This window comes from Leptothoe sp. PORK10 BA2 (assembly GCF_034932105.1).
Lineage (GTDB): Bacteria > Cyanobacteriota > Cyanobacteriia > Phormidesmidales > Phormidesmidaceae > Leptothoe.
In genome coordinates, this window is sequence record NZ_JAYGIG010000114.1 from 190,531 (window position 1) to 206,714 (window position 16,184).

Genomic DNA, 16,184 nt, shown 5'->3' on the forward strand with positions numbered 1-16,184 from the left:
AAATTCACCCTGGGAAATTGTCCCCAGGGGTGTATGGATAAATGGCCCATTGTATGGGCTATGGGCTCGAATGAGACGCAGCGTTAAATGACAGATAATAACTTCGGTCGCAGACTGGCTAATCGCTATGAAATCACGGATGCCATCGGTCAAGGCTCCATGGGCAAAGTCTATTTGGCTAAAGATACGCTGCTAGGGGATGTTCCGGTTGCGGTCAAATTTTTGGCCCAAACCCTGCTCAACGAGCAAATGACCCAGCGATTTATGCATGAGGCGATGACCTGTGCCCAGTTGGGCAACAATAGTATGCATGTCGTCAGAGTCACGGATTATGGTGTGACCGACGACGAAATTCCCTTTTACGTCATGGAGTATCTCAAGGGGAAAAACCTGAGTCAGGTGCTCCAGCCATATCCCCTGCCAGTCAAACGATTTCTCGACTTTACTCGCCAAATTTGTCTAGGTTTAGAGACGGCCCACAAAGGGATTATCCTCGACGGACAGCTAATTCCGATTATTCACCGAGACATTAAACCCAGCAATATCTTAGTCACCCAAAGCGCCAGTGTGGGGGAACTTGTCAAGCTTCTAGACTTTGGTATTGCCAAACTGATGCAAGCTGGCAATAACGAGCAAACCAGTACATTCTTGGGCACCTTGGCCTATTCATCCCCGGAACAGATGGAGGGACAAGAACTCGATAATCGGTCTGATATTTATAGTCTTGGCATTGTGATGTACCAAATGCTGACAGGCTCTTTGCCATTTCGTCCCGATAATCTTGACTCCTTTGGGGGGTGGTATAGAGTCCATCGCTCCCAAGCTCCTAAGCCGTTAGATGGCCTATCGCCCTATGGAGCCTTGCCGAAGCGTCTAAAAGATGCAGTCATGGGCTGTCTGGCCAAAAAACCGTCCCAACGTCCTAGCAATATTAGGCAACTGCTGACCTATATTGAAGGAGCTATTCAGTCTTCCTCTATTCAGTCCTCCTCCAGTCAGTCCTCCTCCAGCGCCGCCGACTCCAAGTCCGCTGAACAGACCCCAAAAGCTGCCATCCAAGCGACTCTACAAGCCGATGAGGATTGGTTTTATCGACAGCAGGCATGGCCTCAGGACAAACCCGTTGCCGAGATCGTTTTTCCCAAACTACTGACAATGGACAATCGTCAGCTACCGACATTGTGGGTTATGTTGCCAGGGCAGGAAATTGAGCAACGTATTAGTAACACAGGGTACAACAATTTTTTATGTACCCTTAGCCCCCATCCGATGGTGCTGTGGGTGACCGCATTTTATAGTAAGACCCAAGGGGCGCGATGGCTTTCAAGCTATCTGGATTTGAAAAAACCAACCCATCAAAAGTTCATTTGGCACCTAGGCGAAAGTAGCCATTATCAAGTTCTATTCTTTGCTAAAGAGACACCCAATCAGTTTATTAATGTGCGTCCTCTACACATCGCATCTCCCCAGCGAAAACTGCTCAAGGAATGGGCCATCAGAGCCCGCACAGCGATGTCAGTGGGCCGTCCCCATGACAGTAAAACCATGCTGCGAAGAGAGCTAAATGATCGCTTAAAACCCCAGATGCTTTGGTGAACGTTGGTATGTCCACCTGTGATGAATAGCCCTATGCTAGGGAAAATGGGTATTTTGAAGAAGGGGTAACTCTGCATCACCTTTCTTTTGTGGTGATTATTGCCTAGTTGACAGTCATTCCCTAGGGGCGAGCCCCCATAATAGTAGGGTGGTTAGTCTGCCTTAATCCTATTTAAGTATGCACGGCAGCGACTACGGTAAATCCTTTGATGTAGGCTATTTGCAAGTCCTATGGCTGATCAAGCTGGGCGATTATAGGATACTGCCAGGTCTTGAGTAGTAGGCCCAACGCTATGTAATTATTGGCTTAGAATCGCAGCGTTAAATGACAGAAAATAACTTCGGTCGCAGACTGGCTAATCGCTATGAACTCATGGATTCCATTGGTCAAGGTTCCATGGGAAAAGTCTATTTGGCTGAAGATATGTTGTTGGGGGGTGTTCCGGTAGCGGTTAAATTTTTAGCCCAAACCTTGCTCAATGAGCAAATGACCCAGCGATTTCTGCGGGAGGCCATGACCTGTGCTCAGCTGGGTAACAATAGTATGCATGTCGTTCGGGTGACGGATTATGGTGTTACCGATGACGAAATTCCCTTTTATGTCATGGAGTATCTGAAGGGGCAAAACTTAGGCCAAGTGATTCAGCCTAGCCCCTTACCCATTCCTCGTTTTCTAGACTTTATTCGCCAAATTTGTTTAGGGCTAGAAACAGCCCATAAGGGCATTATTCTAAATGGCCAGGTCATTCCTATTATTCATCGAGACATTAAGCCCAGTAACATCTTAGTCACCGACAGTGCCAGTGTCGGTGAGCTGGTTAAGATTCTGGACTTTGGCATTGCCAAACTAATGGAACTTGATAACACAGAACAAACCAGTAGCTTTATGGGGACCTTGGCCTATGCATCTCCGGAGCAGATGGAGGGACAAGAGCTAGATAGACGTTCTGATATTTATAGCCTAGGTGTCATGATGTATCAAATGCTGACGGGTTCTTTACCCTTTCGCCCCAACAATAATACATTTGGTGGTTGGTACAAGGCCCATCGCTCCCAAGAGCCCATTCCGTTGGATGATCAATCGCCCTACGGTCCCATCCCTAGGCTGATTAAGGATGCTATTATGAGCTGCCTGGCTAAGGATCGTTCCCATCGTCCTAGTAGCGTTAGCCAACTTCTTGACCATCTGTCTCCGTTAGAAAAGCGATTTAGCCGCTCCATTGATCTGGGTAGACAAATCAGGGGTACCCTCAAAGAACTACGCGTAGTTCCTAAACATGAGGTCCTCAGCGGTTCCGAGGAGGATCGGTTTTGTCGGCTACAGGTTTGGCCTCCCCATACCCCTGTTGCTGAGATTGCTTTTCCCAAACTGCTCACCATGAGCCACAGTGAGTTACCCACTCTGTGGGCTATGTTAGGTTCGCTAGAAATTGAGCAGCGGATTACTAATACCAGTTCAAATAATTTTCTATGTGTGCGCAATCCCTATCCGATGATTCTTTGGGTGACGGCATTTTATAGTAAGGCCCAAGGGGCGCGATGGCTATCGAGCTATTTGGATCTAAAAAATGCTGGAAATCAAAAATTCATTTGGCACTTAGGTGAAGAGGGGGCCTACCGCGTACTCTTTTTCTCCAAGGAGGCTCCTAACCAGTTTATGAATTTTCGGCGTTTACACATTGCTCCGCCTCAACGCAAACTTCTAAAGGAGTGGGTGCTGATGGCGCGAAGCATTATGCCCATAGGGGGTCCCCAGGAAAGTAAGAATATACTCAAAACGGAACTTAATGATAAGTTGAAGCCCCAGATGCTACTCAGCTTTGAGTCAATGCACTCCGATGTTTAACCTGCTGCTCTAGGTCTGCGGCCTCTAGCCCATGACTTAGGTCGCTCGGGGAAAATGGATTACAGGATACCAGCTTGAGCGCAGTAGGGCACTAGTAAAACTGGGCACTGACCATTTCAAGATGCCTTTAGATTTACCTGAACAAATTGCGATCGCAGAAATATCATTTACTTCCGCCGACTTTAATATTTCACCCTGGGGATTGCCCTGGCGAATTTCAGTAAATACTTCCATTCCAGTTGTTTCCAAATCAGCCTTGATGCTCTCAAGCTGAGCTTGAACCGTATCCTTTGACTCTTGCAACTCCACACGGATGCAATCATCGATAACCCAACACAACGTACATTGTCTAGGATAATCAGCCGATTGGGCTGCGGCCTTAATCTGTGACACTAAGTATTTAGCGCTATTACTGCCATCGTAGGGCACTAACAAATGGGTAAACAACGTTTGGCAACGTAGGGCTAGTTCTTGATCTCGGTAAGTCGCCACCAGCTGAGGACGCAAAATTAACAACGGTATCTCCAGTTGATTGGCAATCCCCGTCGCCGTACTACCCAATATTTTTTCCGTCAAGAGAGACCGAGTGGGGGTGCCTAGAAAAATGACGTCAGCACTATGGTAACGAGCTGCTTTTAAAATATTGTCACCCACCCGACCTGAGCGAACATCAACGATAACTGACTTTCCCTCCGGCAGGACAGCCTCGCTTGCAGCCGCCAATCGTTCACGTGCTTGAACCAACGCCTCGTCATCCACCTTCGGAATTTCACGCTCGTTAGTCAGGGATACGTTGTGAAAAAAAACGACCTTATCTAAGCCAGACAGAACCAAATCAGGAATAAACATGATCAGCCTTTGCAGGCTATCTTCAAAGTCAGTACAGACTAACGCACGCTTAAACATTTGGCTCTACCCCACCCTGATTACTTACAGCTTAGTCTTGAAAGGCTACAACTATGACCGTAATGTTGTCTCGTCCGCCCCGCTGTTTAGCGGCATCAACTAAGGATTCAGCAGCTGTTGGACAGGAGCGAATAGACTTCAAATGGGTAGCAATTAGTGGGTCAGAAAGCTCCTCTGTTAAACCATCACTGCACAGGAGTAATCGATCCCCACCACCCACATCTAACGATTGAATGTCAATCCGATTCAAGTCCTCCCTCCCTAAACATTGGGAAAGCACATGTCTCCAGGGATGATGCTTCGATTCATCCACCGTTAACTCACCATCTTCAATCGCTTTGGCGACCCAGGTGTGATCCGTTGTGATCTGGTCCAATTTTGCCCCACGTAAACGATAGAGGCGGGAATCCCCAACATGGGCACACCAAGGTACACTGTCATGGTCACGAAACATAACAGCTACTGCTGTTGTGCCCATATCTGCCCGCTCAGGATGGCCATATTGGTCCTTCAAAATGGCATCATTCGCTGCGATAAAAGCCTTTCGTAGCATGACATCCGGAGACTCGGAACTATCCCAATGATTATCCAGATATTGATAAATCGCCTCTGTTGCCAGGCGACTAGCTTCTTGTCCACCAGCATGGCCGCCCATGCCATCAGCAACGACAAAAAAACGGCCTAAATCGTCCAGATAATAAGCATCTTGATTACTAGTACGGAGTAATCCTGGATCTGTTAAACCGGCAAAAAAGCGTTGCATAAAGCACTTAGGCATAGAGGGAGTAGCTAGGGCATACGATCAGCTCGGCCAAGACGCATCAGGGAACGAATTAGTGCTATGGCCGAAACAACAGCTGGTAACGCCATTCCCAAAGCTATCCAGGGTAGTTGACTTATCCATAATAGGGTGGCAGACAAGGTAAACGTGCCCAACAGCAAAGTATAGTTTGTCATCAAATTGACACTGCTGAGGCGACGGATGGCCCGATCGGTTTCAATCGATCGTACCCGGACGCGGATATCGCCCCGATCCAAACGATCGAGGGAATCCTCAATCCGTCGCGGTAGACCAAAGGCGGAACTACCCACTTGCGCAGCCTGGCGGCCGATTTCGCCAATCAGGCCGTTACTAGAAGACGAGTTAGAAACGTTAGTCATAAGCTGATTGGCAAACGGTTTTGCAGCCTCCATAAAGTTAAAGTCTGGATCCAACCCCTTCCCCACACCTTCCAGGGTGGAAAACGCTCGCATTACAAAGGTAAATGTAGCTGGAAATCGAAACGGTTGATCGTAGGCAACGGCATACAAATCATCACTGATAGCATTAATGGACTGCTCCTCAAAGGGCTTGTCCATGAAGTTATCTAAAATATACTGAATCGAGCGACGCACAGGCCCCATATCATCAGTTTCTGTCAGCGCCCCCAAATCAATTAGGGACCTCATGACCATATCGGCATTGCGTTGAGCCACACCCATAAAAGTATGCATTAATCCATCGCGGGTGATGGGCTGAATCTGGCCCATCATGCCAAAGTCATAAAAAATTAAGGCTCCATCGGGATTCACCGCAATATTGCCAGGATGGGGATCGGCATGGAAAAAGCCATCGGTCAGTAGCTGGTGTAGGTAGGCTTGGGCCCCTAGCCGGGCCAGTCGCTGTCGATCTAATCCCGCTGCCTCTAAAGATTCATAATGACTAATTTTAATGCCAGGCAGATATTCTAGCGTCAAGACACGCTGAGAAGCATAGCGCCAATAGATTCGAGGTGCTTTGACCCAATCAATATCACGAAAATTACGGCGAAATGTATCCGCATTACGCCCTTCATGTAAAAAATCGATTTCTAGCCATAGGATGCGGCAGCACTCTTCATAAATCCCGAGCCAGTCCCGTCCTCTGCCCCACTCAGGATGACTTTGGAAATAGTGGGCAACGCCTTTCAAAATAGACAGATCGATTTGAAATAAATTCCGTAACCCCGGCCGCTGAATTTTGACCACCACCTCTTCTCCCGAGTGCAGCTGTGCTCGGTGCACCTGGCCCAAACTGGCGGCGGCTAGGGGAATGGGATCAAAGGTTTGATATAGTTCCTCAATCGATCGTCCCAAATCAGACTCAATGATGGCCTTACCTTGTTCGTAACTGAAGGCCGGCACCTGATCTTGAAGCTTCGATAGCTCTTCAACGTACTCGATGGGAAATAAATCGGAGCGGGTGGAAAAGAGCTGGCCTAACTTGATGAATGTGGGACCCAGATTCAAAAAAGTCAGACGGATCCAGCGTGCCTGGGCACGTCTGCGAGCGGCTTGCTTTTCTTCAGATATCCCCCCGGAATAACTCCAGGCCTTGCCATAGAGCCAGCGCTTACCCAGTAGGGTGAGGAAAAATGACCAGATATCGATAAACCGTTCTGGACGGCTATAGCGACGATTCCACCGATAACGTTTCTCAACTGGGGCCTTGAGTTCTGCCTCTGAAAGATGTTCTGATGTAGAGTCAGAATCGACTGACGCTAATTGGGGGATAGCTTCCCCCAAATCAGGAGTGAGTGAGAACTCGTTAGAACCCTCACCCAGGGACGGATGATCAGTTGTGTTGGGAACTGTAGACACGCAGTCTCCTAGATGGTCAGCGGCATGATGAGGGATGGGATAGAAAACGACTGTTGACCCTGAATCGAGTTTTTTGGCCGCAATGCTTCATTGATAGGAAATATGACAGGGGATGTGTGCGGTCAAGAAGAGGACCGATATTGCTGTAGCGCAACCCGAACTTGGGCAATTTCAGCTCTCAGGTTGTCAATGGTGGCTTGGAGGTCTTCACCGGAACTGGCACCGTTGGCTTCATCCTGATGGTTGACCGTTTGCGAAGACTGAGCCTGTTCAAAAACGTTTTCGATGAATTGATGTAGCCGTTCTCTTTGCTCAGCATCAAAACGGCCAACACCACTCATTCCAGTAGTAATGGCTTCTTCAATTTGTTCCCCGATAGCCGTTGCTAAGGCACGCCCCAGAAAGAACGCTTGCAGCGTTGGATTGCTCATAAAAAAAATACGGATATCTAAGCGCCATTATACCCATGGTTTAAGACTAGCTGTGGCCTAATACCCGATCCGCCAAACTATTTTGTAGATAGAGACTTCTTTTTTGAGGGCACATAAGCCTAGTGCCTGTCAGCCCTATCGTTTTGGCCCAGGGAACGTTACCGGTTTCAGCTTGGAGGTAGTTTAACTCAGTCTAAGGAAAGTCTTTAAAGCTGTGGGATGTCTGCTTAGGGGACCTCAATATCTGGAGCCTCGTTAAATTGAGATTCCGATGCAGGTTGCTTATTAAATTGGGGCTCATTTCCATTTCTAGGCAGGTCATCGACTTCTCCCGGTGGGCCGTCATCGATCGGCCCGTGATCGAGGTTGCCCCTCTGGGTGGAGCTTACAGGGGGTAAGGCATCTGGATCAAAACCCTCATCAGCAAGATTCTCGGGTGTGCTTTCAGTGCTTGAATCCGTCCTCGAAGTTGTTGGATCGATACTGTCTGTTGGGGTCAATCCGTCTGAGTCAGACGAATCCTCTGGGGCATATCCCGGTTCCTCAACATCGTTACGCTCAATTTCCCTGGTAGGTCGTTCGTTATAAACCAATTGGGGTGGGGTGGCGTCATCTGAACTGGGCTCTAGGTGATCCAGTTCTTCGGCCGAGGGTACCTCAGGGGGCCATTCTGCTAGGGGAGGAAAGTCTTGTTGAGGCTTGAAGAGTGGTGCTTGGCCTACGGATACGACCTGGAAGCGCAGCGTACCTCCTAGAGCCATGCCCAAACCGCTGGCTGTCGCTGCAGTGGCTATAAGGAACAATAAGCGCCGCTTCGATAACCAACCAAACTGTGGCTTAGGGTCTTCTGCGGTTGGTTGAACAGACGGCGGCATAATCTGCATTGGGCACAAAAAGCTTGGGTAAAAAACAGCCAGAGGCTGTGGAACCGAAAAGATGAGCAGTTGCCATCTGAACACCTACGTCATGTCAGAACTGGGTAATGTCAGACTGGTCAGTTGAGTGTACGACGGAATGAAACTTAACATTTGCTCAATTTCTAACATTACCGATAGCGGTGGAGAAATGGCAATGGTATGGCTAAGTATATTTTCGTTTTTAATTGCTATGAAAGATTCTGGCTCAGGGTTTCAGAACAATTAAATTATTTATTCACCCGTACCTAATGGGTAGTAGTGCTTGAGGTGGTTTTCGGCGGATGCTACCGATGTGATTTCACCATCCAGGGTGGCATGGGTGAGGGTCGTCAGTATTTGACCATAGAGGGGGCCGGGGGCATATCCCAACCGTTTGAGGTGATTGCCATCGATGGGGGGGCGCACGTGAATGAGCTGGGTGATGTAGTGCCAAACGTGGGGCCCAATGTGCTGGGGATGGCGCACACTTGCCAATAATAGGCTGGGTAAATCGTAGGGCACCAGACTCTGATAGATGAAGCTCGGTTTGGGCGGCTCTGGCTGATTGAACCGAGCTATCAAATTATTTTCAAGGGTGGTGAGTTGTTGTAATCGCTGAATTGAGCCTAGGGGTAGTTGTAGGTTAGTGGCTATGTGCGATCGCACCTCCACCCTCGCTAGCAGCACCTCCAACCTGAGTAGCCAGGGTTCTATGGCAATATCTTTGCCCACCTCATCGGCAAATCGCTGTCGCCAGCGCCCTGCCCGATGCATTTGCCGCCAAAGTTCGGCATCAATGGTCAGGGAGGGATGTAAACAGCTTAATGCCCCTAGCTTATCTAGCAGGCCCAGGGACTGGGCCCAGTAGTCTGCTGCGAAAATATAGCCCAACTCAGTCTTGAGGCGGGTTTGTAGGGCTGGTAACCGCTTTTGGGTCTGCTGGGCTTGTAGGTCTGCATAGATACCACTTTCCACTGCATAGCGGATAAACGTTTCCGTTTGGGCATCCAGGTCAAACCCCAGGCGCACCGCAAAGCGCACGGCCCGAAAAATCCGGGTGGGGTCCTCGATAAAACTATTGGCATGGAGTACCCGCACCTGGCGTTTTTGAATATCTAAATGGCCCCCAAAAAAGTCAAGCAGTAAACCCGCTTGAGGGGATGTAAGCCGCACCGCCATAGCATTAATCGTAAAGTCACGGCGGTATAAATCCTGGCGAATTGAGCTGGGTTCAACCTCTGGGTTTGCCGCCGGATAGGGATAAAATTCCGTCCGGGCGGTGGCAATGTCAATCATTAGGGGGGCATGGTTCGCCCGGGCGCGCCAAATCAGAGCGGCGGTTTGAAACTCCCCATGGATCTGTAGCTCCGCGTCTGGATACTGCAGCTGTAGCTGCTGGGCCAAAACTACGCCGGCCCCCTCCACTACGGGGGATTGAAAACTATCGACGACCAGATCGATGTCTTTGAGGGCCACGAGGGTATCCCCAGGGGCTAGCAGCAAATCTCGTACCGCACCGCCTACCAAATACAAATGCCATCCCCGCTGGTGGGCGGCCGCTGAAATTTGGGTCAATAGGGTCCATAAATCTCCGGATGCTAGCGCCGTAGGGTATGCCTGTAGAGAGGTTTGTAGGCGCTCGTATAGAGATCGTTCGGACCGTTGGGAGCCATTCAGATGCAGCGGTGCCTGCCGCTGTCTATCCACTGACTGCAGCGGATAGACCTGCCGTAAAACATCGGTTCTGGTGACAATGCCCACCAGGGCATCCCCAGCTAATACCGGCAATCTGCCCACATCGTAGGTGAGCATAAGGGATTGAATGTCGCTGAGGGTGGTGGTGGTGACAATGGTTTTTAGATGGGAGGTCATGTAGCCTTTGACGGGTGCATGGGGAAACCCATGGTGCAGGGCGAGGTCAATGTCTCGCCGCGAAATAATGCCCACTAGGTGCGATGCATCATTGGCCACACATAGGCCCGAGTGGCCATAGCGCAATAAAATACGCTGGGCATCGGCCACGGTAGTGCCAGGGCGAATAGTCCGCACTGGGGAGGACATGATGTCTTGGGCGGTGACGGTCTGGCCATGGGACTGGATGAGGGCGTCACAAATTTGGCTGAACACCACCTCGGGCTCCTGGGTGGTGAGGCTGGCCGCTGCTGCACTGCTGTGGCCGTCACCGCCATAGGGTTGGACTAATTGCTGACAGTTCACGTCCGTTTGGGGGCGCGTCCGGCTGATGATGGTCAGCTGGGATGTTGTCTTGGTGGGGTAAATGGCCCCCAATAACAGGCTATCTAACCCTAGGAGGGACATCAGGTGGTGGGCTAACCGAGACAGCCCTGGCACAAAATCTGAGGTTTCCAGGTAAATCGTACCCACGGCATATCCTTGGATCTGGCGGATAGTGGTGCGGTCTAGAGCGGTGCTGAGTAAGCCCTGGAGCACCTCTGATAAACCGGGTTCCACCGCTTCCGCAATGGTCTGCTGATGGGCCCCTTGCTCCATCAACCAGGCCAGGGCATAGATATCTCGCGGGGTGGTCTGGGTAAAGGTGAAAGACCCCGTGTCGCTGTGGATGCCGAGGGCCATGACCGTGGCTTGGGTAGGGGAAACTGTTTGCCCAGACCGTTGCAAAGCTTCTACCACCAGAGTGGTGGTAGCTCCCACAGCTTCGATATGGTGCTCGCCCGGAATATCCGGACAGGATTCTATGTGGTGATCGTAAATGGTGATGGGTAGCTGGGTTGCGATCGCATGCTCAATCCAATTCGCCGCTGCCCCCACCCGGCTGCGCTGGTGAGTATCCACCACCGTAATGGAGCGAATCATCGATACCGTTACGGCCCGACGTTCAATCAGCGGATACTGATCCCGATGCAGGGCTAAAAAAGATTTAACCGCTGGATGGCCCCCCCCAGTCAAAACAATGCGGCTACCAGGACAGAGACAGGACAGACCAACCGCTGCTCCCAACGCGTCAAAATCTGCCGTGGTATGGCAAAGGATTAAGTCCATATCGTATTCCTCGACCCCAGCAGCAGACTTGCCATCAATCCGCAAATGTTAGTTCAAAGAAAGTTCAAAAAGATTAATCCCCATGGATTCAGGGAAAACGCTTTCACTAGGGGCCTAATGTTTGATAGCTTACTAAATAAGTCGATCAGTGCTCCACACTGTATCACCATCCATAGATTAAGAAGCTTGTCCCAGCCTGGAAGCGAAATTCTGCTCAGCTAGCATGGTAGTTTTCCCCCTGGGCATGGTGCGTTAGCTCTTTTGCTGTCTTGAGAGTGGCGAGTTATGTCTATCCTATTTCAACTGTTTTTATTCATTCTGGTAGTTTGGTCTTTTGTCATGGTGATCGGTGTCCCCGTCGCCTATGCTTCACCCAAAAACTGGGAGAGTTCTAAGAGTCTAATTTTCCTCGGCTCTATCATTTGGGGCGTCCTCGTAGTGTTAGTGGGCAGCCTCAATTACTTTGTGGTTTAAATACCGTAGTTGGTTACATTGCCAGTAAAAAACACTGCCGTTGCTGATTTAGATGTGGAAACAATCTATCGGAAGTGCTGTGCAGCAGCATTTTTCAGATGAGATTCTCCCCAGCATCAGTAACGGCAAACCATTTACTGTTGGGTGGTAAGGTCATTGGGGCCTACCACCTTACTTTTTTTAAGTAGATAGAGTAATTCCATGGCTGTTTTTGAAGGAAGTTTCGACCGCGCCAGCACTGCTAAATTTGCCATTGTCATTGGTCGCTTTAATGATCTAGTCACCACCAAATTGCTAGAGGGTTGTCAAGATTGTCTGAAGCGCCACGGTGTCAACATCGACCCCGACGGTAACCAAGTTGACTACGCTTGGGTCCCGGGCAGTTTTGAGGTGCCTTTAGTGGCGCGGCAGTTAGCCCTGAGTGGTCAATACGATGCGATTATTTGCCTAGGTGCCGTTATTCGTGGCGATACCCCCCACTTTGACTATGTTGCCGCCGAAGTGTCTAAAGGTATTGCCGCCGCTGGGTTTCAAACCGGTGTACCGGTCGTGTTTGGTATCCTAACCACCGATTCCATGCAGCAGGCCTTAGAGCGGGCGGGCATCAAGAGCAACTTAGGCTGGAACTACGCCATGAATGCCTTAGAAATGGCCAGTTTGATGCCCCAGCTGCCCAAAACAGCTAAGACTTGAGCGATTTCTCCCCAGAACTGACTCAATTTTTTGTCTTTAAAGCCTTGTCCAAATTCTGGAGAAACCTAAGAAAAACAGCAACTCTGAACTGTAAACTAGAATACATAGGCAGCTTCTAAGCATCCTCTTTTTCAAGAAAAGTGTTTGACAAAGAAAAGCGTTCTATGGGATCCTAGTTAAAGTCGAATCAGGCAAATGCGGGTGTAGCTCAGTGGTAGAGCGTCACCTTGCCAAGGTGAATGTCGCGCGTTCGAATCGCGTCACCCGCTTTCTAAAAACACTCTAAAGATAGTCTGCCGTCAATTGGGCTCTCAGATCTTTGTAGTTAAGTTTTTCCCTCTAAACTTTGGATGTCCCTAGCTGCTGGGGCACAGATTTTTTCCATGTGTTTACCCACATAGGCACACAGTTGGCCAACTCGTTGTCCTGGCTTGTTCATGGGATTTAGTGGTTTATTTAGAGCTCGTTGAGGGTTTAGATTTAACGAGTCCTAAACGGCCTAACCCTAGCGGCTGGCCAATTCGAGGGCTTTTAACTCAGCAAGATCCAGAATCATTCCCTCACGGGCCACGATACTGTTGGGAAATTCTGCTGCTGTTTTATGACCGATTTCATCCATAAAATCGTCATCGTGGAGCGGATCGTGGTGGAAAACCACTAGCTTTTTCACGTTGGCTGCCTTGGCTAGTTTGACCGCTTCTTGCCAAGTAGAGTGGCCCCACCCGACCTTGCTACTGCTTTCAGAGTGATATTCTGCGTCCGTATAGGTACAGTCATAGATCATCACATCGGCATTTTGAGCGAGATGCAGCACGTTTTCATCTAGTCGATCGGGGAAGTGTTCGGTGTCCGTAATGTAGGCAGCCGCTAAGCCATTCCATTCCACCCGATAACCGACCGCTTCACCCGGATGGTTAAGCAGGGCATTAATCACATTGATGTCACCAATGGCTACCGTTTCACCAATGGATAGGTCACAAAACTTTAGCTGCGCCTGCATAATTTGGAGCGGCACAGGAAAGTTAGGATGCAGCATTTGATCATTGAGGCGCTGCTCAATGGTTGCGCCATTGGGAGAAATAACGCCGTATACCTCAAACTGATTGCTCGGCAAAAAGGCGGGTACAAAAAAGGGAAATCCCTGGATATGGTCCCAATGGGAATGGGTGAAAAACATACTGGCTTGGACAGACTGGCCTTCGTATAACATTTGCTGGCCCAGCTCCCGTAACCCCGTGCCCCCGTCAAAAATCAACCGCTCACCGTTAACCCGCATCTCTATGCAGGATGTGTTGCCACCGTAGCGAACTGTTTCGGCACCGGGGCAGGGAATGCTTCCCCTGACACCCCAAAAGTGAATCGTGAATTGAGTATTCGAGTCGGACATCAGTGGCTAAAAATGACGTTAATGGGGGACGCGAATTTTGCTTAATGGTAGTTGACTGGCTTTCTGAAACCCACTAGCGCAGCGCATCCTCTTTTTTTCTGAAGAAATAGGTGTCAATCAGGAATAATCTTACCTAGGGCTTTATGCAAAATCTCCATATATCTAGGCTTGTCTTTATAGATCAAGCCATAAAGCGCACATCTGTAATGGTTAAGATTTTTGGATCAGGTTCACGGGCCAAGTACGATTCGGTCCTACGGATGACTATCCTATGGGTTGGGCCATATTGCTTACAGCCAGTTTGCCCAAAGCCATCCCAAAAATAGGCGAGCTAGTTATCTTTTTCCATAGGGATCAGCTCAGGCAGAAGGCCTTTTAGCTTGGTTAAGTCATTGTACGCCGTGAGGTCGTAGTGTAGTGGGGTAACTGTGATGTAGCCAGCTTTAATCGCCTTCACATCCGTGGTGAATTGGACCATGAGGTCACTATTTTGAGTTGGACTGAGGCCATTGGGCAGGCTCTGGAGGGCATCGTTATCGCTCTCTTCTAAGACTTCTCCTGCTAGCCAATAGTAGGTTTTTCCCCGAGGGTCAATCCGCTTTTCAAACAGATCTCGGTAACGACGCACTCCAAGACGGGCCAATGTTACGCCTTGAATGTTTGTTTTGGCGACTGCTGGAATATTTAAATTGAGCAGTAGGGGCTGGGCTAACTGGGTTAGCTGGGGCAAAAGTTGGCCAACATAATCTGCGGCTGGTTGGAAATCTGCATGGGTAAAACTGGCTAAGCTCACGGCCAAGCTAGGAATTCCTTCTAGCAGGCCTTCCATCGCTGCCGATACCGTGCCTGAGTAAAGCACGTCATTGCCCAAATTAGCTCCGTGGTTAATGCCTGAAAGGACACAGTCAGGAGGACTGTCCAGCAATGCATCGAGGGCTAGTTTTACGCAATCAGCTGGTGTGCCAGAACAGGCCCAGGCAGGAATGTTTTGATGGTAAATGGAGGTTACCTGCTCAGCTCGAATGGGGCGGTGCATCGTAATCCCATGTCCGGTGGCAGAGCGCTCCCGATCGGGACAGACTACGGTGACTGCATGGCCCTGGGTTGCCAAGGTATTGGCGAGGGTACGAATGCCCTTGGCAAAGATACCGTCATCGTTGCTGATTAATAGTTTCATGGCGAATCAAAGCTTCGGTGTAGACTAAAGATTGTCTTTTGTGCCCCTCCCGTTTCGACCTTTTGGCCAGCATGACCAACGACTTAGAGCAGCAACTGAGTACATTACAGCAAGAAGCTAGCGATGCGATCGCTACCCTGAGTACCCTAGACGAACTCGATCAGTTTCGGGTGGGTTATCTGGGCAAAAAGGGGAAGCTATCTAAAATATTAGGGGGCATGGGCAAGCTGTCCGACGACGATCGTCCCCGCATTGGGGCCTTGGCCAACCAGGTTAAAACAGCTCTGCAAACCAGTATTGATCAGCGTAAAACTGCGTTGCAGGACACTCAGATCCAAGCCCAGTTAGAGGCTGAAACCCTAGATGTTTCCATGCCAGGTACCTACTTGCCCCAGGGGCGAGTTCACCCCATCAATAGCATCATTGACCAAATTACCGACATTTTTATTGGTCTAGGCTACACCGTTGCCAGTGGCCCCGAAATTGAAGAGGACTACTACAACTTTGAGGCACTCAACTTTTTGCCTGACCATCCGGCGCGGGATATGCAGGACACCTTATACCTGCCCAACGGCAAAATGATGCGTACCCACACCTCTAATACCCAAATCCGCTACATGGAAAACCATGAGCCACCGCTGCGGGCATTGGCCACCGGCCGTTGCTACCGACGGGACACGGTGGACGCTACCCACGCCGCTGTCTTCCACCAGATTGAATTCTTTGCGGTGGATAAAAACATCACCTTTGCCGATTTGCGCGGCACCATCCAACTCTTTTTAGAAGCCCTATTTGGGGACATTGAAGTGCGGCTACGGCCGAGCTATTTTCCCTTTACTGAGCCTTCGGCTGAGGTCGATGTGAAATGGAAAGGGAAATGGCTAGAGGTGTTGGGCTGCGGCATGATTGACCCCAATGTGCTCAAATCCGTCGGTTATGACCCGGAGGTCTATAGCGGTTTTGCTGCCGGACTGGGGGTAGAGCGTCTGGCGATGGTACAGAGCCAGATTGATGATATTCGTCGACTCTATGCCAGCGATCTGCGCTTCCTCAAACAGTTTTAGGGTTTAGGCCGACAATAGGTGACCGTACATTTCCTCCAAGAAAATAGCCGTCGCTTTTGCTCCAGATTACCCAA

Annotated in this window: 13 protein-coding genes and 1 tRNA gene; 6 read left to right on the forward strand and 8 right to left on the reverse strand. The window is 49.7% G+C overall.

Annotated features, from left to right (window positions below; all coding sequences use genetic code 11):
* Nucleotides 1-87: 87 nt before the first annotated feature.
* Both VB741_RS15690 and VB741_RS15695 read left to right on the forward strand, forming a co-directional pair.
* On the forward strand, nt 88-1,596 hold the full coding sequence (locus VB741_RS15690; protein WP_323366117.1) for a serine/threonine protein kinase: 1,509 nt from the start codon (nt 88-90) through the stop codon (nt 1,594-1,596).
* Between the two features lie 325 nt (nt 1,597-1,921).
* On the forward strand, nt 1,922-3,442 hold the full coding sequence (locus tag VB741_RS15695) for a serine/threonine protein kinase (RefSeq protein WP_323366118.1): 1,521 nt from the start codon (nt 1,922-1,924) through the stop codon (nt 3,440-3,442).
* A gap of 36 nt (nt 3,443-3,478) precedes the next feature.
* Here the strand turns inward: VB741_RS15695 and VB741_RS15700 are convergent, their stop codons facing one another.
* The 6 genes from VB741_RS15700 to VB741_RS15725 form a co-directional block, all read right to left on the reverse strand.
* Nucleotides 3,479-4,348 carry a universal stress protein gene (locus VB741_RS15700; RefSeq protein ID WP_323366119.1) on the reverse strand — a complete coding sequence of 290 codons (870 nt, stop codon included), beginning with the start codon at nt 4,346-4,348 and terminating at the stop codon, nt 3,479-3,481.
* A gap of 31 nt (nt 4,349-4,379) precedes the next feature.
* Nucleotides 4,380-5,111, reverse strand: a complete 732-nt coding sequence (locus VB741_RS15705; RefSeq protein ID WP_442786375.1) for a PP2C family protein-serine/threonine phosphatase — start codon at nt 5,109-5,111, stop codon at nt 4,380-4,382.
* A 26-nt stretch (nt 5,112-5,137) separates the two neighbouring features.
* Nucleotides 5,138-6,892 carry an ABC1 kinase family protein gene (locus VB741_RS15710; protein WP_442786376.1) on the reverse strand — a complete coding sequence of 585 codons (1,755 nt, stop codon included), beginning with the start codon at nt 6,890-6,892 and terminating at the stop codon, nt 5,138-5,140.
* A 197-nt stretch (nt 6,893-7,089) separates the two neighbouring features.
* Entirely contained in the window at nt 7,090-7,398 is a 309-nt protein-coding gene (locus VB741_RS15715; protein WP_323366122.1) for a DUF6825 family protein, read from the reverse strand.
* 227 nt (nt 7,399-7,625) lie between these two features.
* Nucleotides 7,626-8,273: a hypothetical protein gene (locus VB741_RS15720; RefSeq protein ID WP_323366123.1), complete on the reverse strand. Its 648-nt coding sequence runs from the start codon at nt 8,271-8,273 to the stop codon at nt 7,626-7,628.
* Nucleotides 8,274-8,546: 273 nt separating this feature from the next.
* Nucleotides 8,547-11,315 (reverse strand): CBS domain-containing protein, encoded by a 2,769-nt coding sequence (locus tag VB741_RS15725; RefSeq protein WP_323366124.1) that lies wholly within the window; start codon nt 11,313-11,315, stop codon nt 8,547-8,549.
* Between the two features lie 285 nt (nt 11,316-11,600).
* Here VB741_RS15725 and psbZ point away from each other — a divergent pair, with 285 nt between their 5' ends.
* The 3 genes from psbZ (at nt 11,601) to VB741_RS15740 (ending at nt 12,751) form a co-directional block, all read left to right on the forward strand.
* Nucleotides 11,601-11,789 (forward strand): photosystem II reaction center protein PsbZ, encoded by a 189-nt coding sequence (gene psbZ / locus VB741_RS15730; protein WP_323366125.1) that lies wholly within the window; start codon nt 11,601-11,603, stop codon nt 11,787-11,789.
* A 201-nt stretch (nt 11,790-11,990) separates the two neighbouring features.
* Nucleotides 11,991-12,482: a 6,7-dimethyl-8-ribityllumazine synthase gene (gene ribH, locus VB741_RS15735; protein ID WP_323366126.1), complete on the forward strand. Its 492-nt coding sequence runs from the start codon at nt 11,991-11,993 to the stop codon at nt 12,480-12,482.
* Nucleotides 12,483-12,679: 197 nt separating this feature from the next.
* Nucleotides 12,680-12,751, forward strand: a tRNA-Gly gene (locus tag VB741_RS15740).
* Nucleotides 12,752-12,987: 236 nt separating this feature from the next.
* On the opposite strand, the gene VB741_RS15745 is transcribed toward VB741_RS15740, so the two are convergent.
* Nucleotides 12,988-13,869 (reverse strand): MBL fold metallo-hydrolase, encoded by an 882-nt coding sequence (locus VB741_RS15745; RefSeq protein WP_323366127.1) that lies wholly within the window; start codon nt 13,867-13,869, stop codon nt 12,988-12,990.
* A gap of 331 nt (nt 13,870-14,200) precedes the next feature.
* Nucleotides 14,201-15,046, reverse strand: coding sequence for a 5'/3'-nucleotidase SurE (surE, locus tag VB741_RS15750; RefSeq protein WP_323366128.1), 846 nt, complete (start codon nt 15,044-15,046; stop codon nt 14,201-14,203).
* Between the two features lie 71 nt (nt 15,047-15,117).
* Between surE and pheS the strand changes: the two genes are divergently transcribed.
* On the forward strand, nt 15,118-16,110 hold the full coding sequence (pheS, locus tag VB741_RS15755; protein WP_323366129.1) for a phenylalanine--tRNA ligase subunit alpha: 993 nt from the start codon (nt 15,118-15,120) through the stop codon (nt 16,108-16,110).
* Nucleotides 16,111-16,184: the final 74 nt, after the last annotated feature.